This window comes from Streptomyces sp. SLBN-31, from assembly GCF_006715395.1.
Taxonomy (GTDB): Bacteria; Actinomycetota; Actinomycetes; order Streptomycetales; family Streptomycetaceae; genus Streptomyces.
Map to the genome: position 1 here is coordinate 2,561,990 of NZ_VFNC01000002.1, position 26,028 is coordinate 2,588,017.

Consider the following 26,028-nt stretch of genomic DNA (forward strand, 5'->3'; position numbering starts at 1 on the left):
CGGTGAAGCACAACCTGGACTTCACGCCACTTCCCTGAACCGTCCCTCTCATGAACAGGAGACCGATGGTGCCGGTCCTTCCTGGAGCCGAGCCGTTCCGCCACGAAGGCGGCGAGGTCGGTGTCCTCCTCTGCCACGGCTTCACCGGTTCACCCCAGTCGCTGCGCCCCTGGGCGGAGTATCTGGCCGAGCGCGGCCTGACGGTCTCGCTGCCTCTGCTGCCGGGCCACGGCACCCGCTGGGAGGACATGCAGCTCACCGGCTGGCAGGACTGGTACGCGGAGGTGGACCGCGAGCTGCGCGCCCTCGTCGAGCGCTGCGAGCAGGTCTTCGTGGCCGGCCTGTCCATGGGCGGCGCGCTGGCGCTGCGGCTGGCCGCGAAGCACGGGGACGCCGTCAGCGGCGTCGTGGTCGTCAACCCGGCGAACAAGGTGCACGGCCTGTCCGCGTACGCCCTTCCGGTGGCCCGGCACCTCGTGCGGACGACGAAGGGGATCGCCAGCGACATCGCCAAGGAGGGCAGCACCGAGCTGGGTTACGACAAGGTGCCCCTGCACGCGGCCCACTCCCTGCGCAACTTCTTCCGGCTGGTCGACTCCGAGCTGCCGCAGGTCACCCAGCCGCTGCTGCTCCTGCACAGCCCGCAGGACCACGTGGTGCCGCCGGCCGACTCCGCGCGCATCCTCGGCCGGGTCTCCTCCCGGGACGTGCGCGAGATCCTGCTGGAACAGAGCTACCACGTCGCGACGTTGGACCATGACGCGGACCGGATCTTCGAGGAGAGCCTCGCGTTCATCGGCCGGCTCGCAACCGGTGTCGGCAAGGAAGGGACGGCCGCAGGTGGCTGAGCACGACTCGGACCGCGAGGACCGCGAGCCGGAGGAGCAGGGCGTCCCCTTCGACGAGGAAGCGGCCTGGGCGGCGATCGTCGCGGGGTACGGCGAGGAGCCGAAGGACCCGCCGGGCACGAAGCCGTTCAAGTCGGTGGAGGACCTGGCGCTGCTGGAGCCCGAGCCGAACGACTCCGGGGCCGCGGCGGCTCCGAAGCCGGAGAAGCCCGTGAAGCCGCTCGGCGGCTCGGTGTCCTTCGCGCCCGGCGTCGGCCCGCGGGACCACTCGGCGCCCGAGCCGTCCGAGGACGACTTCGACGAGGACGACGAGGGCCACTTCGAGCCGCCGGAGCCGCCGCCGCTGCCGACGGCCGACGCGACCGCCAAGTTCGCCTGGCTCGGTGTGGTCGGCGGGCCGGTGCTGCTCCTGCTGGCGGTGGTCCTCGGCTGGGACATGACGTGGTGGCTGGCCACGCTCGGCGTCGGCGGCTTCCTCGGTGGTTTCGCCACGCTGGTGATGAGGATGCGCACGGACGAGGAGGACGACGGCGACCCGGGGCGGGGAGCCGTCGTCTGACGCGGTCCGCACAGGAGGCGACAGGGCCCGTCCGGAGATGCTCCGGACGGGCCCTTTCACGTCCGGACGAGCCACGGGCGCCGAAAGGGAACTCGACCGCGCCGATCGGCGAAGGAGGGGTGAACACCCTGAACGAGCCCAAGCCTTCGAGACGTTCGGACGAACGAAAGGAGCCCCGATGGCCGTCGGACCACCGGGCACCGGCACCCGCGAGAAGGATCGCGAGGACAGCGACGCCCGCGTGATCGCGCGGTCCCGGGACGAGCCCGAGCAGTTCGCCGCGCTCTACGACCGGCACGCCCACGCCGTACACCGTTACGCGGCGCGGCGGCTCGGTCCCGAGGCGGCGGAGGATCTGATGGCGGACACCTTCGTGACCGCCTTCCAGCGACGCCATACGTACGACCTCACGCGTGCCGACGCCCGCCCGTGGCTGTTCGGCATCGCGACCAACCTCGTGGGCCGGCACCGCCGGGCCGAGGCACGCCGCTACAAGGCGCTCGCCCGGCTGCCGGAGCCGGTGGAGCACGAGGAGCCGGTCGCGGATCGCGCGGTCGCCAGGGCCGGTGCCACGGGGGTGCGCCGGGAACTGGCGGCCGCGCTGGCCGGGCTGTCCGCCCGGCACCGCGACGTCGTACTGCTGGTGGCCTGGGCCGGCCTCGACTACGAGGAGGCCGCCGAGGCCCTCGGCGTCCCGGTCGGCACGATCAGATCCCGGCTGCACCGGGCTCGCAGCAGATTGCGCGAAGCACTGGGCGGAACCGATCCCACGGCTTTCCGAGAGGCAGACGCCCATGCGTGACACCGACGAACTGCGCGAACTGCGCGACTTCGACGCGGGGACTCCCCCGCTCGACGAGGAGACCCGGCGCCGGGTGCGCTCGCGCCTGGCCGCCGCGATGAGCGACCCCGCTCCGGCCGTCCGGCCGCGCCGCCGGCCCGTCCTGCGCATCGCCCTGACCGGCGCGCTCGCCATCGCGGTGGCCGCCGGTGTCCTGGTGGCGGTGCGCCACGACGACGGCACCGGCGCGCACCGCACGGCCAACCCGCCGGCCACCAGCGCGCCCGCCACCGACGCGCCGCCCATGCGGAACGTGAGCGCGCAGCTGGTGCTCAACAAGGCCGCCGCGTACGAGCGCGAGCACGAGCGGACGGTCACCCCGCGCGACGACCAGTTCATCTACACCAAGGAGATCATCAAGGAGACGAACCAGAAGACCGGCGCCACGAAGAGCTACGTCGACGAGAACTGGCGCTCGGTGGACGGCTCCCAGCGGTCCTGGATCATGGAGATCGGCAAGGGCTGGTGGTCGCCGCCGCTGAAGGCGGACGAGAGCGTCTGGCCGCCGCAGGACTGGGGCACGCTGCGCAAGCTGCCGACGGACCCGGAGAAGCTGATCCTCGCGATCGAGAACAGGTTCTTCGGCGGACGCGTCAAGTCCCTGGATGACATCGGCGACCAGGAGTGGTCGGAGATCCACTTCAGTCTCGCCGGGCTGCTCAAGCTCGTCCCGGTGATGCCGGAAGGGCTGCGGCCGGCGGCCTATGAGGCGCTCGGCATGGTGCCCGGGGTGAAGGCCGTCCCGCACCAGAAGGACGCCAAGGGCCGCGTCGGCGTGGCCATCACCTACGACGACCCGACACGGCCGAAGGGCGCCGCCGGCTTCGGCGGCTACTTCATCTTCGACCCGGACACCTATCGCTTCCTCGGCTTCCGCGACACCCGTACGTCGGGTGACGGGCCGGCCATGAAGACGTACACCCAGCTGTCGTACCTGGACAGCTGGGCCGTCGTGGACAGGGCGAAGCAGCGGCCGTGACTAGGCGGCGGGGACCCTGAGGGCGGCCAGGACCGGGAGGTGGTCCGTGGCCGCCCTCAGGTCCGTCTCCGTCACGCCGGGGACGCCCAGGGGGACGCCGCAGCCGAGGACCTCGACGCCCTTGGTCGCGAAGATCGCGTCGATGCGCTGGAAGGGCGCGGCGGGCGCGAAGGTGAACTCGCCGCCCCAGGGGGCGGTGGCCCAGCAGTCCTGCAGGCCCTCGGTGAGGCGGGTGAAGGCGCGTCCGGTGGGCCGGTCGTTCACGTCGCCCCCGGCGATCGCGTGGTCGACGCCCAGGCCCGCGAGCCGGTCCAGGAGCATGCCGGCCTGCTCGTGGCGCTCGTCCTGCTGCAGGGAGAGGTGGCAGCTCAGTACGCCGACGCGGGCCGCGCCGAACCGGACGACGGCGGTGGCGAAGCCCCGGCGGTGCTGGCCCGGGGTGAGGGGCAGGAGCACGTCCTCGGTGCGCTCGACAGTGGCGCGCAGATGGCACAGGATCGCCGGTCCCGCGGCCGTGGCACCCCCGGTGAGGACGACCTGCCCGGAGGCGGCCGCGAGGCGGGCCAGCTTCTTGCGCCAGCGGAAGAACCGCGGGGCCTCCTGGACGAGGACCAGGTCGGGGGCGCAGGCGCCGATCACCCGGGCGAGGGCGTCGGTGTCGTCGCGCATCGAGCGGATGTTGTAGCTCAGGACCCTGATGACGGCCGAACCGTCCGGCTCGGTGTGGGAGTTGGGCAGCTGCTCGCTCGTCTCCATGAGATCAACATACGACGATGCCCGCCGTCCCGAGGCGGGGCGCGGCGGGCTCATCACATACGTGGTCCGGTCGGCTACATGATCGGGTCGGGTTCCCGGGCCAGGTCCGCCGCACCCACCAGGCCCGCCTCGTTGCCGAGCCGGGCCGCGATGACGTCGGCCACCGGGCGCCAGTTGCCGCCCACCAGCCAGCGCTTGTAGGACTTGCGGATCGGGTCGAGGACCAGTTCGCCCTCGTCGGAGAGGCCGCCGCCGACGATGAACGCGGAGGGGTCGAACAGGGAGGCGAGGTCGGCGAGGCCGGCGCCGACCCAGCGGGCCAGCTCGCGGTAGGAGTCGACGGCGACCGGGTCGCCCTGGCGGGCGGCGATGGAGATGTGCTTGCCCTCGATGCCGTCGGGGGTGCCGTCGCCGAGGGCGAGGAGGGTGTCGGCGCGTTCGGGGGTGGCGTTGGCGCGCTGCTTGGCGTACCGGACGAGGGCGCGACCGGAGGCGTACTGCTCCCAGCAGCCCTGCGAGCCGCAGCCGCACAGCAGGCCGTCCGGGACCATCCGGATGTGGCCGAACTCGGCGGCCACGCCGAAGTGTCCGCGGCGCAGCTTGTTGCCGATGATGATGCCGCCGCCCAGGCCGGTGCCGAGGGTGATGCAGATGACGTTGCGGTGGCCCTTGCCGGCGCCGAACCTGTACTCGCCCCAGGCGGCCGCGTTGGCGTCGTTCTCGACCACGACGGGCAGGCCGACGCGGGCCTCGACCTTCTCCTTCAGCGGCTCCTGGCGCCAGTCGATGTTCGGTGCGAAGTAGACGGTGGAGCGCTGCCGATTGACGTAACCGGCCGCCCCGATGCCGACACCGACGATCTCGTGCCCGGCGCGCGCGCCCTCCACGGCGGAGGCGATGGCGTCCACGATCGCCTCGGGCGTGCCCGGGGTCGGCACCTTGTGCGTGGAGAGGATGTTGCCTTCCTCGTCGACCACGCCGGCCGCGATCTTGGTACCGCCGATGTCGACGCCGATGGTGAGTCCCATGAATCCCTCAGTTCGGTCGAGCCCCGCTACGGCCAACCGTACCCGAGGCCCCGGTGCCGGGGTTCCAGCCGTCCGCCGGGCGGACAGGCCGTGGGACGCCCGGGGCGTCAGTCCAGGTCGATGCGCTGGCCGGGGCCGGTGCCCTCGTCGCCCCCGCGGTTGTCGTCCAGGTCCTTGTGCAGGTCGGTCGGGCGGCTGGTCCAGCGCCGTTCCTGGGCCTGGACCGCGGAGCGGTAGGCGGCGAGGAGTTCGCCGCCGGCGGCGGCCAGGTGGTCGAAGACGTCGGGGTTGCGCTCCATGACGGGTTCGACGGCGGCCTTGGCCTGCTGGACGACCTGCTTCACCACTTCCTGGGCGGCCGGCCCCGCGACCGCGCCGAGCAGCGGCGACTGGATCGACGACAGCTTCTCCGACACCACGTCGACGAGCTTGCGCAGTTCCTCGGCGGCCGACACCGGCGGCCGGCCGTGCTCGGCCCGGCGGCGGGCCTTCTCCGCGGCGAGGTCCTCGGCGCACGCCGTCGCCCAGGCGTCGGCGTCGGTCGCCCGCACCTCGTCGACGGCATCCTTCTCACCGGCATCCGACGGGGGGAGCTCTTCGCTCATGACGGACTCCTGACTACGGTTCGTCCCTACGACGTTACCCGAACGGGCGTATGTCGTTCACTTCCTCCCGGGCCACAGAGCCGGGTCCGGCGCGAAACGGATCCGCAGCTCGCCCTCGCGCAGCGCGGCCCCGTCGACAGTGCAGCGGCGCAGGGCGGAGGGCAGGGGCACGATGCGGCGGAAGGTGGCCGCGGTGACGACGAGTTCGTCGCCGCGCCGGATCAGGTCCAGGTCACCGCGTATCGCGCCGGGCAGCGGGATGTGCCAGACGAGCACTCCGTCGGCGGCGAGCCGGTCCACGACCGGCCACTCGACGGTGGAGGTCGTGTCGTTGACGCCGGGCACGGGCAGCGCGGCAAGGTCGTCGGTGCCGCGCGGATCGCGGCCGAGGTGGTGGACCGGCCGTACGTCGTACGACTCCCGCCACTCCTCCAGGGCCTTGCGCTGCTGGGCGAGGGGCCCGGCCAGCCAGCCGTCCGCCGCGGACTCGGGCAGCACCCGGTTGGCGACCAGGGCGTCGGCCCGCAGGCCGCGCAGGGCGAGGGCGAGGGTGGCGCTGCGTACGGCGTCGGCACCGGCCGGTCCGGGCTCGGCGACCAGCCGTACGACGGTGCCGCGGTCGGCGAGCACGGCCTCGACGGCGCCCAGCTCCATGTCCCACCGGGCGGCGGTCTCGTACAGCCACTCCGAGGGCATGGGGACACCGGCCAGCCTGCCGAGCATGGGCCGCAGGGCGCGGGCCGCCTGCCGCTCGGGCGGCAGCAGCCGGCGCAGATAGCGGCGCAGTTCCTCCGGCAGGGAGAGCAGGGCGAGGGCCTGCGCGGTGGCGGGGAGGTCGACGACCAGCAGGTCGTGCGCCTCGGCGAGCGCCGCGTCGCGCAGCGCCCGCAGCAGGGTCAGCTCCTCGGCCCCGGGCAGGGGCGTGACCTCCTCGGCGTCCAGCCGGGAGGCGCCGAGCAGGTCCAGGACGTTGGCCGCGCGTTCCTGGAAACCGGTGAGGTCGTCCCGGAACCCGGCGGTGGCGTCGGGACGCCAGGCGGTGAGGTTCGGGGCGACGGTCGTGGGGGCCGGGCCGGTGGTCGCGCCGAGGGCCGTGCCCAGGGCGTCGGTGCGGTCGGCACTGAGCACCAGGGTGCGGGTGCCCTCGCGGGCGGCGGCCAGGGCGGTGGCGGCCGCGATGGTGCTGCGACCGCTGCCGCCAGGGCCGGTGATCAGGATGGTGCGCATGATGGTGAACGGTACCTGCGCGCGCCCCGGGCGAACCGCCGCGCCTACTTCTCCCCGGCCTCGACGCGCTTCTTCAGACCGGCCAGCGCCCGGTCGATGATGACCTTCTCGGCCTTGCGCTTGATCATGCCCAGCATGGGGATCTTCACGTCGACCGTCAGCCGGTAGGTGACCTCGGTCGCGCCGGCGCCCGCCGGCCTGAGGATGTACGAGCCGTCGAGCGAGCGCAGCATCTGGGACTTCACCAGCGTCCAGGAGACCTCGTTCTGCCCGGTCCACGTGTAGGCGAGCACCTGGTCGTCCTTGATGGCGCCCGCGTCCATCACGAGACGGACCTGCTCGGCACGCCCCTGGGCGTCGGTCTGCAGCACCTCCGCCTCCTTCACCTCGCCGGTCCAGTCGGGGTAGCGCGCGAAGTCGGCGATCACCCCCATGACGTCGGCCGGTGCCGCCTCGATCGTGATGCTCGAGCTGGTGTGTTCCGCCATCGCCGTGGCTCCTCCAGATGCGGGCCGGTAAAGAGGTCTTTCGTGCGCACGTGTGTGCAGCGTGAAGGCTACCGCGCACGTGAGCGCCCGAGTTCACCCCCTGCCCGCGTTCACCGGCCATTCCAGCGCCCAGGGCCTGCCGGTCCCCGCGAAGTGCCCTACGTTCACGCACTCGGTGACGCCGATCCGCATGCGCCGCACCAGTGGCTGGTGAACGTGGCCGAACAGGGCGTAGCGGGGCCGGGTCCTCCTGATCGCCTCCAGCAGGGCCACGCTCCCCCGCTCGAAGCGCCGGGCCACCGTGTCGTAGACGAGTTCGGGCACCTCCGGCGGGATGTGCGTGCACAGCACGTCCACCTCGCCGACGGCCTCGATCTTCGCCGCGTACTCCTCGTCGTCGATCTCGTACGGCGTGCGCATCGCGGTGCGCAGGCCGCCGCCGACGAAGCCGAACGTCCAGCCGCCGATCTCGACGCGTTCGCCGTCGAGCACGGTCGTTCCCGGCCGGGCGTACTCCGGCCAGAGGGCCGGCATATCGACATTGCCGTACGTGGCGTACGTCGGCACCGGAAGGGCCGCGAACATCTCGGCGTACTGCTTGCGCACCGCCTTCTCGATCGCGGTGCGCCGGTCCGTGTCGATGCCCGCCCAGAGCCGGGCACCGAACTCGCGCGCCTCCTCGAAGCGGCGGGCGGTGCGCAGTTCGACGATGCGGTCGGCGTTCTCCGTGCCGAACAGGTCGGGGAAGATGCCGCGCGAGTGGTCGGCGTAGTCCAGGAAGAGGACCAGGTCACCGAGGCAGATCAGGGCGTCCGCGCCCTCGCCGGCCCGGGCCAGGTCGCGGGCGTTGCCGTGCACGTCGCTCACCACGTGGACGCGTGTCGTGCGCCTGCCGGCCGGTGTGGATGCCATGACGATCAAGGGTAGGCGTGTGCGGTGTACGTGAACAGTGGCGGGCCGCCCTGCGGTTACTGGCCAGTCAGTTAGCGGGTGGACTACCGTACGCGAAGGAACACCAAACCGTGTGACGCAGCGAACATCTCGTCGGACCCCCCTGTCGAAGAAGCCATACCGGCGGGTAACGTCCGGGCAGTCCACAGTCGTGCCCAGGTTTTCAACCATTGATCGTCTGAGCACCTGCCCGAGCCTTGGACCGACCGTCGCATCACACAACGTCGTGGCGCCGGCGCCCTATGAGGAGCAGCAGTCTTGCGCGAGTTCAGCCTTCCGGCTTTGTACGAGGTCCCTGCGGACGGCAATCTCACCGACATCGTCCGTAGAAACGCCGCGCAGCATCCCGATGTCGCCGTCATCGCCCGCAAGGTGGACGGTGTCTGGCAGGACGTGACGGCCACGGCCTTCCAGGCCGAGGTGCGCGCGGCCGCGAAGGGCCTCATCGCCTCGGGCGTCCAGCCCGGCGACCGGGTGGGCCTGATGTCGCGCACGCGCTACGAGTGGACGCTGCTCGACTTCGCCATCTGGAGCGCGGGCGCCATCACCGTGCCGGTGTACGAGACCAGCTCACCGGAGCAGGTGCAGTGGATCCTGTCGGACTCGGGCGCCACCGCGGTCGTCGTCGAGCTGGACAGCCACGCGGCCGCGGTCGAGTCGGTACACGACCGGCTGCCCGCCCTCAAGCACGTCTGGCAGATCGAGGCCGGCGCGGTCGAGGAGCTGGGCGACCTCGGCAAGGGCGTCACGGACGCGATGGTCGAGGACCGCAGCTCGCTGGCGAGAGCCGACGACCCGGCGACGATCGTCTACACCTCGGGCACCACCGGCCGCCCCAAGGGCTGTGTGCTGACCCACCGCAGTTTCTTCGCCGAGTGCGGCAACATCGTCGAGCGCCTGCGGCCGCTGTTCCGCACCGGCGAGTGCTCGGTGCTGCTGTTCCTGCCCCTCGCGCACGTCTTCGGCCGCCTGGTCCAGATCGCCCCGATGATGGCGCCGATCAAGCTCGGCTGCGTCCCGGACATCAAGAACCTCACCGACGAACTGGCCTCCTTCCGGCCGACGTTGATCCTCGGCGTCCCGCGCGTCTTCGAGAAGGTCTACAACTCGGCGCGCGCCAAGGCGCAGGCGGACGGCAAGGGCAAGATCTTCGACAAGGCCGCGGACACCGCGATCGCGTACAGCAAGGCGCTGGACACCCCGTCGGGTCCGTCGCTCGGTCTGAAGATCAAGCACAAGACGTTCGACAAGCTGGTCTACAGCAAGCTGCGGGCGGTGCTGGGCGGTCGTGGCGAGTACGCGATCTCCGGCGGCGCCCCGCTGGGCGAGCGGCTGGGCCACTTCTTCCGCGGCATCGGCTTCACGGTCCTGGAGGGCTACGGCCTGACCGAGTCCTGTGCGGCGACCGCCTTCAACCCCTGGGACCGTACGAAGATCGGCACCGTCGGGCAGCCGCTGCCGGGCTCGGTGATCCGGATCGCGGACGACGGCGAGGTGCTGCTGCACGGCGAGCACCTGTTCAAGGGGTACTGGAACAACGAGGCCGCCACGGCCGAGGCGCTGACCGACGGCTGGTTCCACACCGGTGACATCGGCACCCTCGACGAGGACGGCTACCTGAGGATCACCGGCCGCAAGAAGGAGATCATCGTGACCGCGGGCGGCAAGAACGTCGCCCCGGCCGTGATCGAGGACCGCATCCGGGCGCACGCGCTGGTCGCGGAGTGCATGGTGGTGGGCGACGGGCGGCCGTTCGTGGGCGCGCTGGTCACCATCGACGAGGAGTTCCTGGGCCGTTGGGCCGCCGAGCACGGCAAGCCCGAGGGGGTGACCGCGGCGTCGCTGCGCGAGGACCCGGATCTGCTCGCGGCGATCCAGGACGCTGTCGACGACGGCAACGCCGCGGTGTCGAAGGCGGAATCGGTGCGGAAGTTCCGCATTCTGTCCTCCCAGTTCACGGAGGAGTCGGGCCACCTGACGCCCTCGCTGAAGCTGAAGCGGAACGTGGTGGCGAAGGACTACGCGGGCGAGATCGAGGCGATCTACGCGAAGTAGAGCGCCGGCCGGTTCAGGTGTCCTCGGCGAGGACCCGTGCCATCGTGCGCTCGGCCAGCGCGGTGATGGTGACGAACGGGTTCACGCCGATGTTGCCCGGCACGAGCGAGCCGTCGGTGACGTACAGTTTCGAATATCCCTTCACCCGCCCGTAGTCGTCGGTGGCCCTGCCGAGCACGCAGCCGCCGAGCGGGTGGTAGCAGAAGTCGTCGGCGAAGACCTTGCTGGTCGAGCCGAACAGGTCGTAGCGGTAGATGGTCGCGTTGGCCGCGTTGATCCGGTCGAACAGCTTCTTGGCCATGGCGACCGAGACGGCGCTCTGTGCCGCCGTCCAGCCCAGCTTCACCCCGCCGCTCGCGGAGTCGTAGGTGAAGCTCGCCCGCTCCGGGTTCTTGGTGATCGCCAGGTAGAGGCTGACCCAGGTCTCCATGCCCGTGGGCAGCGGGGCGATCTCGGCGAAGACGGGATTGTCGGCGTTGGCCCAGTCGTCGATGCCCATGACGGGCATGGTCGACTGGTTGGCGCCGGTGGTGTCCCAGAGGTGGTTGGCGCGGCCCACCATGGTGTTGCCGTTGGGTCCCCAGCCGGCGCCGACGCTCGAGTTCAGCGCGGGCAGCGCCCCGGTGTCCCGGGCCCGGACGAGGAGTTCGGTGGTGCCGAGGCTGCCGCCGCCGAGGAAGAGGTACGTGCAGCCGTACTGCTTGGTCTCCACGACCGCGCCGGTCAGGTCGATGCGGTCGGCGGTCAGCACCCAGCCGCCGTCGCTCGCCCGGCTGATGGAGCGCACCTTCTCCAGGGTGTTGATGGTGACGTTCCCGGTGCCGAGCGCGGCGGCGAGATACGTCTTGTCCAGGCTGCGCTTGCCGTAGTTGTTGCCGTAGATGACCTCCTGTCCGAGCGCGGACTTGGTGGCCGTGCCGGCCGCCTCGCGCTGCATGTAGGCGAAGTCGTAGACGCTGGGCACGAAGGTGGTCCGCAGACCGGTGTTCTGGGCGTGCTTGCGGGACACGCGCGTGAACCGGTACCACTCCGTCGACTCGAACCACGCGGGGTCGACGGTGTTGACGCCGAGCATGGAGTTGGCGCGCGGGTAGTACGTGCGGTACATCTCGTCCGCGTCGACGGTGGGGAACTGCTCCGCGAAGTACGACTTCATGGGCGTCACGGCCATCGAGCCGTTGACCAGGGAGCCGCCGCCGACCCCCCGGCCGACGTAGACGGACATGTTGTCGTAGTGCACGCGGTCCAGGGCGCCGGGGTAGGGGCTGATGTTCTTGTTGACGACGTCCAGCCACAGGAAGGTGGCCAGCGGGGCCTCGGTGCGGCTGCGGAACCACATGGAGCGCTGGTCCGGGTTGGCGGTGGAGCAGAACACCTTGCCGTCGGAGCCGGGGGTGTTCCACAGGCGGCCCATCTCCAGCACCAGGGTGCGGATGCCGGCCTGGGCGAGGCGGAGGGCGGCCACGGCGCCGCCGTAGCCCGAACCGATCACGATGGCGGGCGCGTTGTCGACGGCCGCCGCCTCCTCGGCGGCCTGCGCGGACTGCAGGCCGATGCGGGTGAGTCCGGCCGCGGCGGCGGCCTGCAGGGCTGCCATGCCCAGTATGTGACGTCTCGTCAGCTGACGCTGCATCAGTTTTACTGTCATGCGCGCAGCATGGGCGGATTATGCGGTTCCGGCTAGGCCTCTATAGCAGCGTCTTCAACTTTTCCGCCAGCAGGTCCCAGCGCCACTTCTCCTCCACCCACTCGCGCCCCCGCTCTCCCATCCGGCGCCTGAGTTCCGCGTCCCCGAGCAGGACGACGATCCGCTCGGCCGCCTCCTCCGCGGAGCCGCCGCGCACCACCCAGCCGGTCTCGCCGTCCAGCACGGCGTCGGGGGCGCCGCCCGAGTCGCCGGCGACCACCGGCAGCCCGGTCGCCGACGCCTCCAGGTAGACGATGCCGAGACCCTCGACGTCGAGGCCGCCGCGTCGCGTCCGGCACGGCATGGCGAACACGTCGCCCGCACCGTAGTGCGCGGGCAGCTCGGACCAGGGCACGGCGCCCGTGAACCGTACGGAGCCGGCGACGCCGGTCTCCTCGGCCAGCTTGCGCAGGTCCTTCTCGTAGGGCCCGCCGCCGACGATCAGCAGGACCGCGTCCGGCTCGGCGGCCAGGATGCGCGGCATCGCGAGAATGAGGGTGTCCTGGCCCTTGCGCGGCACCAGCCGGGACACGCACACGACCACCGGCCGGTCGGTCAGCCCCAGCCGCGCCCGCACGGCGTCGCCGCCCGAGGCGGGGTGGAACACCTTCTCGTCGACGCCCGGCGGCAGCTGGACCATCCGCCCGGCCGCCGCGGGCGTCAGGGCGGAGGCGATCCGCGAGCGCGTGTACTCGCCGAGGTAGGTGACGGTGTCCGTCGCCTCGCCGATCCGGCGCAGCAGCTGCCGCGCGGCGGGAAGCTGGGCCCATCCCGCCTCGTGCCCGTGGGTGGTGGCCACCAGCCGCTCGGCACCGGCCTTCCTGAGCGCCGGCGCCATCAGCCCGAGCGGCGCCGCCGCCCCGAACCACACCGACGTACAGCCGTGCTCCCGCAGCAGCCCGACCGCCGTACGCGTCGCCGCCGGCGTCGGCAGCAGCATCGTCGTACGGTCGCGTACGACCGTGAAGGGCTGCTCGGCGTCGAAGGCGGCTGTCGCCTCGACGCCCTCCCTGCCGCGCTTCCAGGTGGAGGCGTGGACGACGAGCCGCTCGGGGTCGAGCCGCAGCGCCATGTTGTGCAGGAACGCCTGGATGCCGCCGGGGCGGGGTGGGAAGTCGTTCGTCACGATCAGGGTCTTGCGCACGCCGACGACCCTATCCAAACGCCACGGCGCCGGCCGGTCCGGGCCGTCCGCACGGCCGGGTCCGGCCACGTTTATGGCAAGCACACAGCCGGGCAGGACATCATGTTCCCCTCAAGACGGTTGCGGACAGGCAGGGGCTCAGGTGGACGGTGCGGGTGCGAGGCGGTCTTTCACGGGCCTGCTGATGACCTGGGGTCTGACCAGGCTGGTGCTGCTGCTGTGGGTGTTCAAGGTGTGGGTCTTCCCGGGCCCCGACGTCACGAGCGATGTCTCGGTGATCTACCAGGGCTGGTACGACGTCCTGCGCACCGGAACGTTCCCGCTGGGCGACGTCACCTGGCAGTACCCGCCCGCCGCCGCCCTGGCCGTCCTCTCCCCGGCGCTGCTGCCGTTCCTGCAGTACGCGCAGGCCTTCTTCGTCCTGGCCTGTCTCGCCGACCTGGTGGTCCTGTCCCTGCTGACGTACGCGGGCGTGCGTACCGGCAGGACGCTGCGCGGGGCCTGGGTGTGGGTGGTGGGCGTGCCGCTCCTCGGGCCGACCGTGTACGCCCGCTACGACGTGATGGTGACCGCGGTGGCCGTGGCCGGGCTGCTCGCCGCGGCCCGGCATCCGCGGGCGGCGGGCGTGCTGGTGGGCGTCGGGGCGATGCTGAAGGTGTGGCCGGCGGTGCTGCTGCTCGGCGTCCGCAGGCGCAGCACCTGGGGCTGGGCCGCGGGGACCGTCGCCGTGGTGGCGGGGCTGTTCGCGATGTTCATGCCGGGCGCGTTCGAGTTCCTGACCTTCCAGAAGAACCGGGGCACCGAGGTCGAGTCGCTCGGCTCGCTGGTCATCCACGTCGCCCGCCACTTCGGTGCCTGGGACGGGCAAGTGCTGCTCAACTACGGCTCCATCGAGTTCCTCGGCCCGTGGGTCACCGCCGTCAGCACGGGCGCGCTGTTCCTCACCGGCGTCGCGTTCGGCTGGCTGGTGCTGTGGCGGCTGATGGCCACCCGCTTCCTGCCGAACACCCTCGCCGACGCGGCCTTCGTAGCGGTGCTGATGTTCACCGTCACCAGCCGGGTGATCAGCCCCCAGTACATGGTGTGGGTGGTCGGCACGGCCGCCGTCTGCCTGTGCTTCCGCGGCAGCCGGATGCGGGCGCCCGCCTGTCTCGCGCTCGCCGCGTGCTTCGTGACGGTGCTGGAGTTCCCGCTGTGGTTCCAGCACGTCGTCGCGAGCGACACCCGGGGCATCACCCTGCTGCTGCTGCGCAACGGCCTGCTGGTCGTGGCCGCCGTGCTGGGCGCGCGGGAGCTGTGGCGCTCCACGGTCTCCCGCGAGCCCGTACCCGCCCTGCCGATTCAGGCGACCCACGCGAAGGAACCGTCGACCCCCGCCTGACGCGCGCCCGGCCGACGGATCGGCGCACGGCCCCGGCACGCTCTCGCGCCGCGGTCACAGCCGCCTCCGTCACGCGGCGGCGCCACGCGAGGGTGCCGTCGGCTCCCCCGCTTCGACCCGGCCGAAAGAGGGCACTCGCAGTCGCCCGGATCCCCCGTCGAGACGCCGTGCGGCCCGTGCGAACAGGGTCCCGGCCACCGCGCACTGCACCGCCATCGCGAGGGCCAGGGCCAGGCACACCCCGGGCAGGCCGAGGCCCGACAGGGCGTAGGCGAGCGGGAGTTGCAGTGCCGTGCCCAGCAGCGTCACGCGCAGGAGCAGCGGTGCTCCCCCGCTGCCCTCGAAGACCCCGCCCAGCGCGATGAAGCAGGCCATCAGCAGCAGGTACGGCCCGACGCAGCGCAGGAACAGCACCCCGGCGTGCGCGACCTCGGGTCCGGCGCCGAAGGCGGCCATGACCCAGGGCCCGGCGACGCCCAGCAGCGCGACGGCCGCCACCGCGACCGCCCCGGACAGCAGCACGGCCTCCCGGCCGATGGCCCGCCGTTCGTCCCGGCCCGCTCCCCGCGTGTGGGCGGTGTGGATCGACGCCGCCTGCCGCACGGAGTAGAACGCCATGGTGGCGACGTACATGATCTTGTACGCGATCGCGTAGGCGGCCACCGCCGTCACCCCGAGCCGGGCGACGATGGCGACCAGCACCAGCGCCCCGCCCTGCCGGACGGTGAAGTCGGCGGACATCGGCAGCCCGGTGGTGAGCGTCCGGCGCAGCGCCCTGCCGGTGCCCTCGGCGGTCCGGGCCGTCACGGACTCGTGCAGCAGGGGGTTGCGCCGCAGCACGACCAGCCCCGCCCCCAGCGCCACGCACCGGCACAGCACCGTCGAGGCGGCGGCGCCCCGCACCCCGTACAGGTGGATCAGGAACGGGTCGCAGACCAGGATCAGCCCGTTGGCGAGCAGCGCGAGCCGCATCGGGGTCCTGGTGTCCCCGGCGCCCTTGAGGATGCCGTCGAGGAGGTTCTGTGCGAAGAAGACGGCGATGCCCGGCAGGGAGATCGCGAAGTAGGCCACGGCGAGCGGGACGGCCGCGCCGTCGCCCCCGCCCAGCACCAGCCGGGCCAGCGGCTCGCGCAGCAGCAGCCCGGCCGCCACGACCGCCGGCGTCACCACCGCGCACAGCGCCCAGCCGCCGCGCACGGCGGCCCGCACCGCCCCCGGGTCCCGGGCTCCCCTGGCGTGGGCGACCAGCACGGTCGTACCGGAGGCGAACACCATCGAGACACCGAGCAGCACGTTCTCGGTGTTGGTCGCGACGGCCACGGCGGCCACGGCCGCGCCGCCGAGCCGGGAGACCCAGACCGTGTTGATGATCCCGGCGGCGACCGTGGCGAGGAGCGAGCAGTAGACCGGGCGGGCGAGCGTGACGAGCTGCCGGCGATGAGCGTTCATGAGACGGACGACCCCCTCGATGCGAGCTACCTCGATTAGAGGTAGCTCGATAAGAGGTACCATGGCGTCATCACGCCCGCAAGGAGGGACAAGACGTTGCTGGAGCTGTCGATCCTCGGCTTCCTGGCCGAACAGCCGCTGCACGGCTACGAGTTGAAGGAGCGCATCAAGGCGCTCAGCGGCCACGTCCGCCCGGTCAGCGACGGCGCCCTCTATCCCGCCCTCACCCGCCTGGTCGCCGCCGGCAAGCTCGACCAGCACACCGAGCCGGGCGCGAGCGCGGCCCCGCGTCGCATGCTCTCCCTCACCGGGAAGGGCCGTGAGGATCTGCTGGAACGCCTGCGCCACCCCAAGCAGGCGGAGATCACCGACCACGTCCGTTTCAACACGGTCCTGGCGTTCCTGCGCCACCTGCCCGACCGGCACGAGCAGGCGGCCGTCCTGCGCCGCCGGCTGGAGTTCCTCGAGACACCGTCCAGCTTCTTCTACGACGGCGACAGACCGGTGCGCGCGGAGGAGTCGGGCGACCTCTTCCGAGAGGGCATGCTGCGGGTGGCGCGGGCCACCGGCGAGGCGGAGCGGGCCTGGCTGCGGGAGGCCATCGGCCGCCTGGAGCAGGGCGGTTGAGGCGGCCCCGGCTCAGCCGAGTTCGACCCGCAGATAGTCCCGCCACTGCTCGGTGAACTTCTCCGGAGTCGTCCCGAGCACCTTCTTCATCGCGCCCTCGACCGACCCCTCCCGCACCTTGTGGTCACCGACCGCCCGGTAGAACTGCCCGAGCCGCGCCTCGCCCCACCGGGCGGCGATCAGCCGGCAGGCCAGCCAGCCGCCCTCGTAGGCCTGGGCGAGCTTCGTCGCGTCGCCGCTGAAGCCGAAGTCCTTGTCGGCCGGCAGCGCCGACGGCAGCCGCCCGTCGTCGACCGCGTGCGCCAGCTCGGGCGCCGCCTGGGCCGGGGTGCGGCCGGTGCCGAGGTAGCCGATCCAGTCGGCGTACCCCTCGGACAGCCACAGCGGCGTGGCGGGGGTGGTGTGGGCGCGGGTGGCCACATGGGTGGTCTCGTGGGTGAGCACGACCTGCTTGCCGAGCGGGCCGAGGAGGGCGTACGCGTCCGGGTTGACGATGACGCGGTCCGCGGGCGCGCTCGGCGGACCGCCCACCTCGCCCGTGGTGACCGCCGCGATCCCCCGGTACTGGGAGGCGGGCGAGCCGAGCAGCCCCGCCATGCCCTGCAGCGACTTCGGCGCCTCGACGACGACGTGCCGGGTCCAGTCGGTGCCCCACGCCCCCGACACCGCCGGTACGGCGTGGTCCGCGAGGTCCGCGTACATGTGCAGTTGCTCGCTGGACCGGCCGGTGCCCAGGACGAGGCTGCGCTTTCCCCGTACGACGGTCACCGCGCCCTGGTCCCACAGCTGCTGGGGGGCCTTCGCGGCGGGCACGTCCGCTCTCACGGACCACTGCCCGCCCGGCCGCCGGGACAGGGTGAGGGTGCGGCCCACGGTGACGGGGGCGTTGTCGTAGCCGAGGATCCGGTAGCGCAACTCGGCGTCGGCGGTGGCGTCGTCGCCACTGCGGTGCAGGCCGGTCACCCGGTACGACCAGGAGGCCAGCGGCACCCCGCGCAGGTTCTCGAACCAGCCGAGCGCGCCGGTCCTGAGGAAGGCCGCGCGGTCGCGGTCCAGGACGGCGGTGGAGCGCCGGTCGAGGACGCGCTGCAGGTCGGCCCGGCCGCTGTCGCCGGCCGACCGCCCCGCGCAGGCCGCCAGCCACACGAGCAGCAGCACGAGCGCCACCGCCCGCCACCTCGACACCCGCCCACGACCAGCCACTTCCCGATCGTAAGGCGGATTCGGCGCCGAGGTCAGACCCTGGTGACGGACGACACCGGCATCATGTTGACGGGGTCGTAGCGCACGGGGGCGCCCGGGTAGGGCGCGTGGATCACCTGGCCGTTGCCCACGTACATCGCCACATGGCTGGCGTCGGACCGGTAGACGACCAGGTCACCGGGCTGTGCCTGGGAGAGCGGGACCTGGTGTCCGGCGTACCGCTGCTCCTGCGAGGTGCGCGGCAGATGGACCCCGGCGTGCGCGTACGACCACTGCATCAAGCCCGAGCAGTCGAACGCTGAGGGGCCGGTGGCGCCCCAGACGTAGGGCTTGCCCAGTGCGGAGCGGGCCGCGGCGATGGCGGCGGCCGCCCGGCCGTCGGGCGGGACGACACCGCTGAGGTCGGGGATGTCGTCACGGCCGGAGCGGGAGGCCCGGTCGTAGGCGGCGCGCTCCGCGTACGGCAGGGAGTTGAGCAGTTCGCGGGCCCTGGCGAGCTTGTGCTCGACCGTCCTCTTGTGCGAGATGACCGCCTTGCGGCCGCGCTCCAGTTCGGCGAGCTTGCCGGCGGCCTCCGCGCGCTCCTGGGCGAGTTCGCGCATCGCGGACTGCAGGTCCTTGAACCGGCCGGCCTGGCGGGCGCCGACCCGGTCGAGGACGGAGGCCTTGTCGAGGTAGTCGGCCGGGTCGTCGGAGAAGAGCAGGGCGACGGTGGGGTCGATGCCGCCGGAGCGGTACTGAGCTCCGGCCAGCGAACCGAGCGTGTCCCGCATGGAGTTGACGCGCAGCTGGCGGCGGGCGATCTGGTCCTGGGCGTCGCGCACCTCGCGGCGCAGGCTGTCGACGGTCTCGTCGGCCTTGTCGTAGGCCTGGGTGGCCTTCTCGGCCTCCTCGTAGAGACGGTCCACCTCGGCCTTGGTGTCGCCGTGCGGCGCGGCGTTCGCCGGCACGGCCCCGAGGGCGGCGGCCGCTGCGGACAGCACAGACAGGGCGGCGCCGGCGCCCCGGTTGAACCCGGACGACGGTGCAAGGCGGCGATGGGACCCCACGCGACCCGCGCTCCTTCCGTTGGCGACAGGAACTGTCTCTCCGCCGTGGCGGGGAAACGCGGCAGACAGTAGCCGTGCGGAAGGGCCCCGGCCAAAGACCTCCACGGCCACACACAGTGACGCCCCGCCTCAGACGCAGGTCATCAGCGGGGCGTGGGGTCAGCGCGAGTTGTCGTAATTCGCCCGTTCGGGGGTCGTGTTGTGACCGGGGCGACCGGGTACCGGCGTCAGATCCGGACGCCGAACTGGAAGGGCATGTTGCCGATCGACTCGTAGCGCACGTTGGTGCCGGTGCGCGGGGCGTGCAGCACCATGCCGTTGCCGGCGTAGAGGCCGACGTGGTGCTGGTCGCTGTAGAAGATCACGAGGTCGCCGACCTTGAGCTGGCTCTGGCTGTAGATCCTCGTGCCCGCGTTCGCCTGTTCCTGGGACGTGCGGGGGATGGTGACGCCGGCCTGGGCGTAGGCCCAGGAGGTCAGGCCCGAGCAGTCGTAGGCGGCGGTACCGGTGGCGCCGTAGGAGTACGGCTTGCCGATCTGGGTCTGGGCGGCGTGGAAGGCGGCGAGGGCCCGGCTGGAGGAGGCCGTCGTGTCGCCGAGGTCCACCCGCTCGCTCGCGCTGCGGCTGGCCCGCTGGTCCGCGGCGGCGAGGGCGGCGCGCTCGGCGGCGGTCAGGGAGTTGAGCAGCTTCTGCGCCTGGGCGAGCTTGCCCTGGACGTCCTTCTTCTGCGCGGCGAACGCGGCACGGGTGGCGGCGAGGTCCTTGAGCTTGTCGGAGGCCTCGGAGCGCTGCTGCGCGAGTTCGCGCTGCTTCTCCTGGATCTTCTTCAGCGCCTCGACCTGCTGGGCGCTGAGCTGGTCCATGGTGGACGCCTTGTCCAGGTAGTCGTCGGGGTTCGACGACAGGAACAGCTGGACGGAGGAGTCGATGGAGCCGGTGCGGTACTGCGCGGCGGCCGCCAGGCCTATGGAGTCGCGGAGCTCGTTGAGCTCCTCCTGGCCGCGTGCCACGTTGTCCTGGATGGTGGAGATCTCCTTCTGGAGCTTCTCCTGCTTCTCCTTGGCGCCGTTCAGCTTCTCGGTGGCCTGCTCGGCCTGCTCGTAGAGCTTGTCGACCTTCGCCTTGACCTCGTCCTTGGAGGGCTTCTCGCTCGGTGCCGCGCTGGCGGCGTTGGCGCTGAAGGCTACGGCTGCAGCGGCTGCGGTAGTGAGCACGGTCACACGTGCTCGGCTCGGCTGCTTGGGTCGACGGTGGGACGCCACGGAGGTGAACTCCTTCTTTTGAGTGATCACCCGCTCGGAGGTTCGAGGCCAGACCCTAGTGACCTACTCGTGATCAGTTCAAATCCTCAGGAGCAAAATCTCGTCACGGCATGCATTCTTTACACACAACTCACATGCAGTGATGCGCGGTTGACACTACGTTGCGTGACGATACCGCCAATTCGGTCATTGAGCCCGCAACTTCGACCTTCAGGACAGCCGCCGCAGAAGCATGGCAGACGCGACCGGCCGGGCGCCCGCCCGGGCCACCCCGTCGGCGACCTCCCGGTCGGTGGAGGCGACGATGACCGGCCGCCCCGGCGGTTCGGCGCGCACCAGCTGCCGGATCAACTCGTCGGCGGTGACGCCCGGTTTGGAGAACAGCACCCGCACGCCCCGCGGCGGCGCGAGCAGCACGGGAGCGGCCAGCTCGGCCCCATCGAAGACGCAGGTCACCTCGGCGCCGGTCTGCGCGGCGAGCTGCGAGAGCTGCCCCAGCAGCCGCAGGCGCTGCTTCTCCAGCGGCATCTGGGGATAGCCGGTCTTGGTCACGTTGTAGCCGTCGACCACCAAGTGCGCCTGCGGCAGGGCCAGCAGCTGGTCGAGAACGGCCGGATCGTGCTCGGACAGGGCGCGCGCGGCGATGTCCTTCGGGGTCATTCGTCCCGGTTCCACCGCATCCACGGTTTCTGCGGGCCTCACGGACACGGGAGGCAGGGCCAGTTCGCGCCTGAGCCCCTGCGCCGCATCGAGAACGGTGTCAAGAAGCAGACGGACGCGCATGTCCCCGACACTGCGCCCCTCCCGCGCTGCTTTGCGCGTGGCCTCCAGGGCCGCCTCCGCCTCCCCGAGCCGCGCCTTGAGCCGCCGGCTCTCGGTCTCGGCGAGGGACACCTGCGCCTGCCCCTCGGCGCGCACGGCCTCGATCTCGCTCTGGACCTTGCGCAGGGCGGCCTCGCCGCGCTTGACGTCGCTGAGGGCGGCGCGCAGCTTGCGGTGAAGCGATTCCGCTTCCTTCTTGGCGGAGTCCAGCTCCAGGCGCAGCCGCTCGGTCTCGGCGCGCGTCTGGTCGCGGGCGGCGGCGAGCTCCTCGCGCAGCCGCTCCAGCTCGGCCCGGCTCTCCTCGTCGGCGCGCTCGGCGTCGGCCCGCTGGGCCTCCTCGCCGGCCGCGGTCACCAGCTTCACCCAGCCCGTGGGGCGCAGAACATAGGCCGCGGCCGCCACGTCGAGCGGATCCGCGGCCGGGGGCGGCGAGCCTGAGTCGAGGGCGCCGGCGAGCTCCGGCTGGACCTCTCTCAGCTTCTCCCCGATGCGCTGCCGGAACAGCGGATCGGTCTCCAGCGCGGCCGCCATGGCGTTGCCCGCGAACTTGGCCCGCCGGTTCGGGGCGAACCGGGCGTACTGCCTGAGCTGGGCGGGCAGTTCCGCGACGGTCAGCGAGCCGAACCCGTCGGAGACGATCTGTACGACTCTGCGGCGCACACCGTCGGGCAGCGGACGGTCGAGCACCTCGGCGGCGCCGTCGCCCGGCCCCCCGCCTTGTGTCTCCACCATCCGTCACACCCCATCACCTGTGCGGGGCCGCTCCGTCAGGAGTCGGCGCCCGGCCTGTCCACGAGTTCCACCTGATCCACGGCGTTGCACCAGCGGCAGCGCACCGACTCGATGGTCTCACTGACCACCTCGCGCTCCTCGACCTTCGGCTCACCGGCGAGGTCGAGGTGGACGTACTCGACGACCTTCGACGAGCGGGTCACGTCGAAACGCGTGAGGTTGCCGCAGAGGGTGCAGCGCCACCGCGTCGTGGCGGTCGGCAGGGGAACCGTCATCGTGACTGTGCTCTTCCTTCTAGTGTCCGTGACGCGCCAGCTTCCCTGGAGCGTGTGGCCGTAACCCTACGGCCTGGCGGCAACCTGCCGCTGGTCCGTCCACGGCGGCGAGGCGGTCTGTGCGGCTGCGTCCGGTTACGTCATGCTCTGTGTTCATGATCGGCACCTGGAGCGCGACCCTCGGCAGATCGATGCGGCGTCCCTCGGCGCCCGTGACATACGCGCTGATCGCGCTGTGCTGCCTGGTCTTCGTGACCGGTCCGGCGGCGGGCCTGAATCCCGCCTACGGCTCCGGCGACGCGCTGCTCGCCGCGCAGCGCGCCTACTTCCACCGCTGGGGCGTGGTGCCCGCCGAGCTCTTCGCGGGCTCTCCGCGGGCCGCGCTGACTCCCGCGACGGCTCTCTTCGTGCACGGCAGCTGGGTGCACCTGCTGGGCAACATGCTCTTCCTGTTCGTCTTCGGAGTGATGACCGAGGAACGCATGGGCCGCGTGCGGTTCACCGTCTTCTACGTCGGCTGCGGCTACCTGGCCCTGCTGGGGTACGCCGCGGCCAATTCCACGTCCGGGCAGTCGCTGGTCGGCGCGTCCGGGGCGGTCTCGGCGGTCCTGGGCGCCTTTCTGTACCTCTTCCCCGGGGCCAGGGTCACAAGCCTGCTCCCGTTCCTCTTCTTCCTCCCCCTGCGCTTCCCCGCGTGGGTCGTGCTGCCGTTCTGGGCGAGCCTGCAGTGGCTGGCGGCGGGGCGGGCGCCGCAGGGGCCGGGAGTGGCCTATCTGGCCCACCTGGTGGGCTTCGGACTGGGCTTCGTCTGCGCGTGGGCGGGTTTGCGCCGTACGACTAAAGTGAAGGCCGCCCCAGCTCCGGCACCCGAGGGAGAGAACCAGCCGTGATCACCGCGATCGTCCTGATCAAGACCAGTGTGGACCGGATCCCCGAGATCGCGGAGCGGATCGCCGCGCTGGACTCCGTCAGCGAGGTCTTCTCCGTGACCGGCACCTACGACCTGATCGCGATGGTCCGGGTGCGGCAGCACGAGGACCTGGCGGAGGTCATCCCGGGTTCGATCAGCAAGATCCCCGGGGTCGAGGCCACGGACACGCACGTGGCGTTCCGCACCTACTCCCAGCACGACCTGGAGGCGGCGTTCGCGATCGGCCTCGACTCCTGACCGCCGCCTCCCGACCCCGTCCGGTCAGACCGCCGGCACGCAGCGGCCGTCCTGCGTGCGGTACGTCCACTTCGCGCCGGCGCTCACCAGTTCCCTGACGGCGCCGACGAAGCGCTCGACGTGCTCGTCCGGGGTGCCCGCGCCGAAGCTGACCCGGATCGCGTTCAGGGACTTCTCGCCGGGCGCGGCCTCAGGGGCGCCGCACTCGCCCTGGGTCTGGGGTGCGGAGCCGAGCAGGGTGCGGACCAGGGGGTGGGCGCAGAAGAGGCCGTCGCGGACGCCGATGCCGTACTCGGCGGAGAGGGCCGCGGCGAAGTGGGAGCTGTTCCAGCCCTCGACGACGAAGGAGATGACGCCGACCCGGTCGGCGTCGTCGCCGAAGAGGGACAGCACCTTCACCTGCGGGACCTCGGCCAGCCCCGCCCGTACCTTGCCGATCAGGTACCGCTCGCGGGCCACCAGGGTGTCGAAGCCGGCCTCCGTGAGGGCCTTGCAGGCCGACGCGACGGCGTAGGCGCCGATGACGTTCGGGGAGCCGGCCTCGTGGCGGGCCGCGCTCTCGTGCCACTCCACGTCCACTCCCCCGTCCTCGCGGCGGGTGACCTTGCGGCTGGCGCCGCCGCCCGCGAGGTAGGGGTCGGCCTCGCGCAGCCAGTCGGCGCGACCGGCCAGCACGCCGGCCCCGAAGGGGGCGTACAGCTTGTGGCCGGAGAAGGCGACCCAGTCGACGTCCAGGTCGCGGACGGAGACGGGGTGGTGCGGGGCGAGCTGGGCGGCGTCCAGGACGATGCGGGCGCCGTGCGCGTGGGCCGCCGCGGCCAGCTCACGCACCGGCCACCGCTCGCCGGTGACGTTCGAGGCGCCGGTGACGCAGACCAGGGCCGGGCCGTAGGGGTCGCGCCCGGCGAGGGCGCGCTCCAGCGTCTCCACGGCCTGTGCCGGGGTGCGCGGGGCGTCGAGGTAGGTGACGTGGGCGTCCTGCCAGGGCAGCAGGCTCGCGTGGTGCTCGGTCTCGAAGACGAAGACCTGGCAGCCGGCCGGCAGGGCGCGGGCGAGGAGGTTGAGGGAGTCCGTCGTCGAGCGGGTGAAGACCAGCTGGTCCTCGGCACGGCAGTCGAGGAACTCGGCGACCGTCCTGCGGGCGTTCTCGAAGAGGTCGGTGGACAGCTGGGAGAGGTAGCCGGCACCGCGGTGGACGCTGCCGTAGTACGGGGCGTAGGCCGCGACGTCGTCCCAGACGCGCTGCAGGGCGGGCGCGCTGGCCGCGCAGTCGAGCGCCGCGTAGGTCACCTCGCCACCGGTGACGAGCGGGACGGTGACATCCCCGCCCAGAACGGGCAGAGGGGCACAAACGGTCTGGGTGGAGGCAGCGGTGGAGACAGACATGGGGGAACTCCCGTGAAAGGGCACGCGCGTGCGGGCCGGAAAGAGAAGAGGGGTGCGCGGAGGGGGGCTCTGCGGCCCTATCGCATTCGCTTGCTCACGGAAGACTCCTCGACGACCAGGATCCCCGGTTCGTGAGGGATCCGCGCTTGCCGCAGACCTCGCTGCCTACGGCCTGGTCTTCACCCGGGGCACCCCGCCACGGACGGAGGGTTGCCGGACAGTCGGCCGGGGCCTCATGACTGTCACTCATGACCTGGTACAGGAACGTACGTGAAGTGATCGCGGTCCCGCAACCCGAGTCCGGATGACGGGACCGCGCGCTGCACACGCCCTACGCGTTGCTGGCGGCCACCCAGCGCTCCAGCGCCCGCTTGGCCGCACCGGAGTCGATGGACTCGGCGGCCTTCGCCATGCCCGCCCCCAACTGATCGGCCAGAGAGGCCTCCGTCGGCTGCAGGGCCACCAGGGCGGCCGCCGAGTTCAGCAGGACGGCGTCCCGCACGGGACCCGTCTCGCCGTCCAGGAGCCGCCGGGCGACCTCCGCGTTGTACGACGGGTCCCCGCCCCGCAGCGCCTCCACCGGCACCAGGTCCAGGCCGACGTCACGGGGGTCGAAGGTCTCCTCGGTGACCTTGCCGTCCCGGACGATCCAGACGCGCGACGTGGCCGTCGTCGTCAGCTCGTCGAGGCCGTCGTCGCCGCGGAAGACCAGGGAGGAGTTGCCGCGCTCGGCGAAGACTCCGGCCACGATCGGCGCCATGCGCGGATCGGCCACACCCACCGCCTGCGCCCGCACCTTGGCGGGGTTGGTCAGCGGGCCGAGCGCGTTGAAGACCGTACGGATGCCCAACTGGCCTCGGGCGGCGCCCACATGACGCAGCGCCGGATGGAACTTGATGGCGAAGCAGAAGGTGATCCCGGCCTCCTGGGCCACCTCGGGGACCCGCTTCACGGGCAGCTCCAGGTTGACGCCCAGCTTCTCCAGGACGTCGGACGCCCCGGACGCCGAGGACGCGGCCCGGTTGCCGTGCTTGACCACCCGCGCACCCGTGCCCGCGACGACGATCGACGACATCGTGGAGATGTTCACCGTCTTCGCGCCGTCGCCCCCGGTGCCGACGATGTCCACGGTCGGGCCCGGCACCTCGATGACGTTCGCGTGCTCGTACATCGTGCGGACCAGGCCGTTGATCTCCTCGACCGTCTCGCCCTTGGCCCGCATCGCCACCACGAAGCCGGCGATCTGGGCGTCGGTCGCCTCGCCGCGCATCATGAGGTCCATCGCCCAGGCCGTGTCGTCGGTGGACAGGTCCTTGCCGCTCAGCAGGCCGTTCAGCAGCAGGGGCCAGGAACGGCCCGCCGCGGTGTCGCCTCCAGCGGGGGTCACAGCGCTCATGGGGCCGCTCCTGATGGTCGTAGACGTGTCGTGGGCGTAACGCAGTGTGTGCCCACCCTATCCAGGCACGGGCATCGCGAAGGGCCCCCGTCCGGAGAACGGACGGGGGC

General features: G+C 71.9%; 25 protein-coding genes and 1 riboswitch. Of the genes, 9 read left to right on the forward strand and 16 right to left on the reverse strand.

Annotated features, from left to right (window positions below; all coding sequences use genetic code 11):
• Positions 1 to 68: 68 nt before the first annotated feature.
• From FBY22_RS31780 to FBY22_RS31795, 4 genes are all read left to right on the forward strand, one after another.
• Positions 69 to 848 (forward strand): carboxylesterase, encoded by a 780-nt coding sequence (locus tag FBY22_RS31780; RefSeq protein WP_142152579.1) that lies wholly within the window; start codon positions 69 to 71, stop codon positions 846 to 848.
• Positions 841 to 1,407 carry a hypothetical protein gene (locus tag FBY22_RS31785; RefSeq protein WP_142151423.1) on the forward strand — a complete coding sequence of 189 codons (567 nt, stop codon included), beginning with the start codon at positions 841 to 843 and terminating at the stop codon, positions 1,405 to 1,407. Before FBY22_RS31780 ends, FBY22_RS31785 begins: the two co-directional genes overlap by 8 nt.
• 178 nt (positions 1,408 to 1,585) lie before the next feature.
• Positions 1,586 to 2,209, forward strand: a complete 624-nt coding sequence (locus FBY22_RS31790; RefSeq protein WP_142151424.1) for an RNA polymerase sigma factor — start codon at positions 1,586 to 1,588, stop codon at positions 2,207 to 2,209.
• Positions 2,202 to 3,227, forward strand: a complete 1,026-nt coding sequence (locus tag FBY22_RS31795) for a CU044_5270 family protein (protein WP_142151425.1) — start codon at positions 2,202 to 2,204, stop codon at positions 3,225 to 3,227. Before FBY22_RS31790 ends, FBY22_RS31795 begins: the two co-directional genes overlap by 8 nt.
• Here the strand turns inward: FBY22_RS31795 and FBY22_RS31800 are convergent, their stop codons facing one another.
• The 6 genes from FBY22_RS31800 to FBY22_RS31825 form a co-directional block, all read right to left on the reverse strand.
• Positions 3,228 to 3,983: an endonuclease/exonuclease/phosphatase family protein gene (locus FBY22_RS31800; RefSeq protein ID WP_142151426.1), complete on the reverse strand. Its 756-nt coding sequence runs from the start codon at positions 3,981 to 3,983 to the stop codon at positions 3,228 to 3,230.
• Between the two features lie 74 nt (positions 3,984 to 4,057).
• Entirely contained in the window at positions 4,058 to 5,011 is a 954-nt protein-coding gene (locus FBY22_RS31805) for an ROK family glucokinase (protein ID WP_058925802.1), read from the reverse strand.
• A 107-nt stretch (positions 5,012 to 5,118) separates the two neighbouring features.
• A complete protein-coding gene (locus FBY22_RS31810) occupies positions 5,119 to 5,616 on the reverse strand; it encodes a DUF5304 domain-containing protein (RefSeq protein WP_142151427.1) in 498 nt (165 codons plus the stop codon).
• A 57-nt stretch (positions 5,617 to 5,673) separates the two neighbouring features.
• Entirely contained in the window at positions 5,674 to 6,843 is a 1,170-nt protein-coding gene (locus FBY22_RS31815; RefSeq protein WP_142151428.1) for an ArsA family ATPase, read from the reverse strand.
• 44 nt (positions 6,844 to 6,887) lie between these two features.
• Positions 6,888 to 7,331 (reverse strand): SRPBCC family protein, encoded by a 444-nt coding sequence (locus FBY22_RS31820; RefSeq protein ID WP_142151429.1) that lies wholly within the window; start codon positions 7,329 to 7,331, stop codon positions 6,888 to 6,890.
• Between the two features lie 93 nt (positions 7,332 to 7,424).
• Positions 7,425 to 8,243, reverse strand: coding sequence for a metallophosphoesterase (locus FBY22_RS31825; RefSeq protein WP_142151430.1), 819 nt, complete (start codon positions 8,241 to 8,243; stop codon positions 7,425 to 7,427).
• 297 nt (positions 8,244 to 8,540) lie between these two features.
• On the opposite strand from FBY22_RS31825, the gene FBY22_RS31830 reads away from it, so the two are divergent.
• On the forward strand, positions 8,541 to 10,337 hold the full coding sequence (locus FBY22_RS31830; RefSeq protein ID WP_142151431.1) for a long-chain fatty acid--CoA ligase: 1,797 nt from the start codon (positions 8,541 to 8,543) through the stop codon (positions 10,335 to 10,337).
• 13 nt (positions 10,338 to 10,350) lie between these two features.
• Here the strand turns inward: FBY22_RS31830 and FBY22_RS31835 are convergent, their stop codons facing one another.
• Positions 10,351 to 11,934, reverse strand: coding sequence for a GMC oxidoreductase (locus FBY22_RS31835; RefSeq protein ID WP_142151432.1), 1,584 nt, complete (start codon positions 11,932 to 11,934; stop codon positions 10,351 to 10,353).
• A 91-nt stretch (positions 11,935 to 12,025) separates the two neighbouring features.
• Positions 12,026 to 13,168: a glycosyltransferase family 4 protein gene (locus FBY22_RS31840; protein ID WP_142151433.1), complete on the reverse strand. Its 1,143-nt coding sequence runs from the start codon at positions 13,166 to 13,168 to the stop codon at positions 12,026 to 12,028.
• A 184-nt stretch (positions 13,169 to 13,352) separates the two neighbouring features.
• Here FBY22_RS31840 and FBY22_RS31845 point away from each other — a divergent pair, with 184 nt between their 5' ends.
• Entirely contained in the window at positions 13,353 to 14,549 is a 1,197-nt protein-coding gene (locus FBY22_RS31845) for a glycosyltransferase family 87 protein (RefSeq protein WP_260845217.1), read from the forward strand.
• A 69-nt stretch (positions 14,550 to 14,618) separates the two neighbouring features.
• Here the strand turns inward: FBY22_RS31845 and FBY22_RS31850 are convergent, their stop codons facing one another.
• Positions 14,619 to 15,998, reverse strand: a complete 1,380-nt coding sequence (locus FBY22_RS31850; protein ID WP_142151435.1) for an MATE family efflux transporter — start codon at positions 15,996 to 15,998, stop codon at positions 14,619 to 14,621.
• A 96-nt stretch (positions 15,999 to 16,094) separates the two neighbouring features.
• Between FBY22_RS31850 and FBY22_RS31855 the strand changes: the two genes are divergently transcribed.
• A complete protein-coding gene (locus FBY22_RS31855) occupies positions 16,095 to 16,625 on the forward strand; it encodes a PadR family transcriptional regulator (protein WP_142151436.1) in 531 nt (176 codons plus the stop codon).
• A gap of 12 nt (positions 16,626 to 16,637) precedes the next feature.
• Here FBY22_RS31855 and FBY22_RS31860 read toward each other — a convergent pair whose 3' ends face one another.
• The 5 genes from FBY22_RS31860 to FBY22_RS31880 form a co-directional block, all read right to left on the reverse strand.
• Positions 16,638 to 17,828: a hypothetical protein gene (locus FBY22_RS31860; protein WP_142151437.1), complete on the reverse strand. Its 1,191-nt coding sequence runs from the start codon at positions 17,826 to 17,828 to the stop codon at positions 16,638 to 16,640.
• A 32-nt stretch (positions 17,829 to 17,860) separates the two neighbouring features.
• Complete coding sequence (locus FBY22_RS31865; RefSeq protein ID WP_142151438.1) at positions 17,861 to 18,877, reverse strand: NlpC/P60 family protein; 1,017 nt, start codon at positions 18,875 to 18,877, stop codon at positions 17,861 to 17,863.
• Between the two features lie 227 nt (positions 18,878 to 19,104).
• Positions 19,105 to 20,139 carry an NlpC/P60 family protein gene (locus FBY22_RS31870; RefSeq protein ID WP_142151439.1) on the reverse strand — a complete coding sequence of 345 codons (1,035 nt, stop codon included), beginning with the start codon at positions 20,137 to 20,139 and terminating at the stop codon, positions 19,105 to 19,107.
• Positions 20,140 to 20,349: 210 nt separating this feature from the next.
• Positions 20,350 to 21,693, reverse strand: coding sequence for an NYN domain-containing protein (locus tag FBY22_RS31875; RefSeq protein ID WP_142151440.1), 1,344 nt, complete (start codon positions 21,691 to 21,693; stop codon positions 20,350 to 20,352).
• 35 nt (positions 21,694 to 21,728) lie between these two features.
• Positions 21,729 to 21,968, reverse strand: coding sequence for a hypothetical protein (locus FBY22_RS31880; protein WP_009309707.1), 240 nt, complete (start codon positions 21,966 to 21,968; stop codon positions 21,729 to 21,731).
• Positions 21,969 to 22,123: 155 nt separating this feature from the next.
• Between FBY22_RS31880 and FBY22_RS31885 the strand changes: the two genes are divergently transcribed.
• Positions 22,124 to 22,858 (forward strand): rhomboid family intramembrane serine protease, encoded by a 735-nt coding sequence (locus FBY22_RS31885; protein WP_142151441.1) that lies wholly within the window; start codon positions 22,124 to 22,126, stop codon positions 22,856 to 22,858.
• Entirely contained in the window at positions 22,855 to 23,136 is a 282-nt protein-coding gene (locus tag FBY22_RS31890) for an Lrp/AsnC family transcriptional regulator (RefSeq protein WP_142151442.1), read from the forward strand. Before FBY22_RS31885 ends, FBY22_RS31890 begins: the two co-directional genes overlap by 4 nt.
• A 24-nt stretch (positions 23,137 to 23,160) precedes the next feature.
• Here FBY22_RS31890 and FBY22_RS31895 read toward each other — a convergent pair whose 3' ends face one another.
• Both FBY22_RS31895 and trpD read right to left on the reverse strand, forming a co-directional pair.
• Complete coding sequence (locus FBY22_RS31895) at positions 23,161 to 24,522, reverse strand: aminotransferase class V-fold PLP-dependent enzyme (protein ID WP_142151443.1); 1,362 nt, start codon at positions 24,520 to 24,522, stop codon at positions 23,161 to 23,163.
• Between the two features lie 137 nt (positions 24,523 to 24,659).
• Positions 24,660 to 24,776, reverse strand: a riboswitch (SAM riboswitch).
• Between the two features lie 77 nt (positions 24,777 to 24,853).
• Positions 24,854 to 25,918 carry an anthranilate phosphoribosyltransferase gene (trpD, locus tag FBY22_RS31900; RefSeq protein WP_142151444.1) on the reverse strand — a complete coding sequence of 355 codons (1,065 nt, stop codon included), beginning with the start codon at positions 25,916 to 25,918 and terminating at the stop codon, positions 24,854 to 24,856.
• Between the last annotated feature and the right edge of the window lie 110 nt (positions 25,919 to 26,028).

Bases quoted from the DNA above. Each gene is read 5' to 3' on its own strand.
- FBY22_RS31885 (WP_142151441.1), top strand. From the start codon at position 22,124: ATGATCGGCACCTGGAGCGCGACCCTCGGCAGATCGATGCGGCGTCCC.
- FBY22_RS31820 (WP_142151429.1), bottom strand. From the start codon at position 7,331: ATGGCGGAACACACCAGCTCGAGCATCACGATCGAGGCGGCACCGGCC.
- FBY22_RS31795 (WP_142151425.1), top strand. From the start codon at position 2,202: ATGCGTGACACCGACGAACTGCGCGAACTGCGCGACTTCGACGCGGGG.
- FBY22_RS31850 (WP_142151435.1), bottom strand. From the start codon at position 15,998: ATGAACGCTCATCGCCGGCAGCTCGTCACGCTCGCCCGCCCGGTCTAC.
- FBY22_RS31895 (WP_142151443.1), bottom strand. From the start codon at position 24,522: ATGTCTGTCTCCACCGCTGCCTCCACCCAGACCGTTTGTGCCCCTCTG.
- FBY22_RS31835 (WP_142151432.1), bottom strand. From the start codon at position 11,934: ATGGCAGCCCTGCAGGCCGCCGCCGCGGCCGGACTCACCCGCATCGGC.
- FBY22_RS31800 (WP_142151426.1), bottom strand. From the start codon at position 3,983: ATGGAGACGAGCGAGCAGCTGCCCAACTCCCACACCGAGCCGGACGGT.
- trpD (WP_142151444.1), bottom strand. From the start codon at position 25,918: ATGAGCGCTGTGACCCCCGCTGGAGGCGACACCGCGGCGGGCCGTTCC.
- FBY22_RS31825 (WP_142151430.1), bottom strand. From the start codon at position 8,243: ATGGCATCCACACCGGCCGGCAGGCGCACGACACGCGTCCACGTGGTG.
- FBY22_RS31810 (WP_142151427.1), bottom strand. From the start codon at position 5,616: ATGAGCGAAGAGCTCCCCCCGTCGGATGCCGGTGAGAAGGATGCCGTC.
- FBY22_RS31845 (WP_260845217.1), top strand. From the start codon at position 13,353: ATGACCTGGGGTCTGACCAGGCTGGTGCTGCTGCTGTGGGTGTTCAAG.
- FBY22_RS31790 (WP_142151424.1), top strand. From the start codon at position 1,586: ATGGCCGTCGGACCACCGGGCACCGGCACCCGCGAGAAGGATCGCGAG.
- FBY22_RS31805 (WP_058925802.1), bottom strand. From the start codon at position 5,011: ATGGGACTCACCATCGGCGTCGACATCGGCGGTACCAAGATCGCGGCC.
- FBY22_RS31815 (WP_142151428.1), bottom strand. From the start codon at position 6,843: ATGCGCACCATCCTGATCACCGGCCCTGGCGGCAGCGGTCGCAGCACC.
- FBY22_RS31880 (WP_009309707.1), bottom strand. From the start codon at position 21,968: ATGACGGTTCCCCTGCCGACCGCCACGACGCGGTGGCGCTGCACCCTC.
- FBY22_RS31875 (WP_142151440.1), bottom strand. From the start codon at position 21,693: ATGGTGGAGACACAAGGCGGGGGGCCGGGCGACGGCGCCGCCGAGGTG.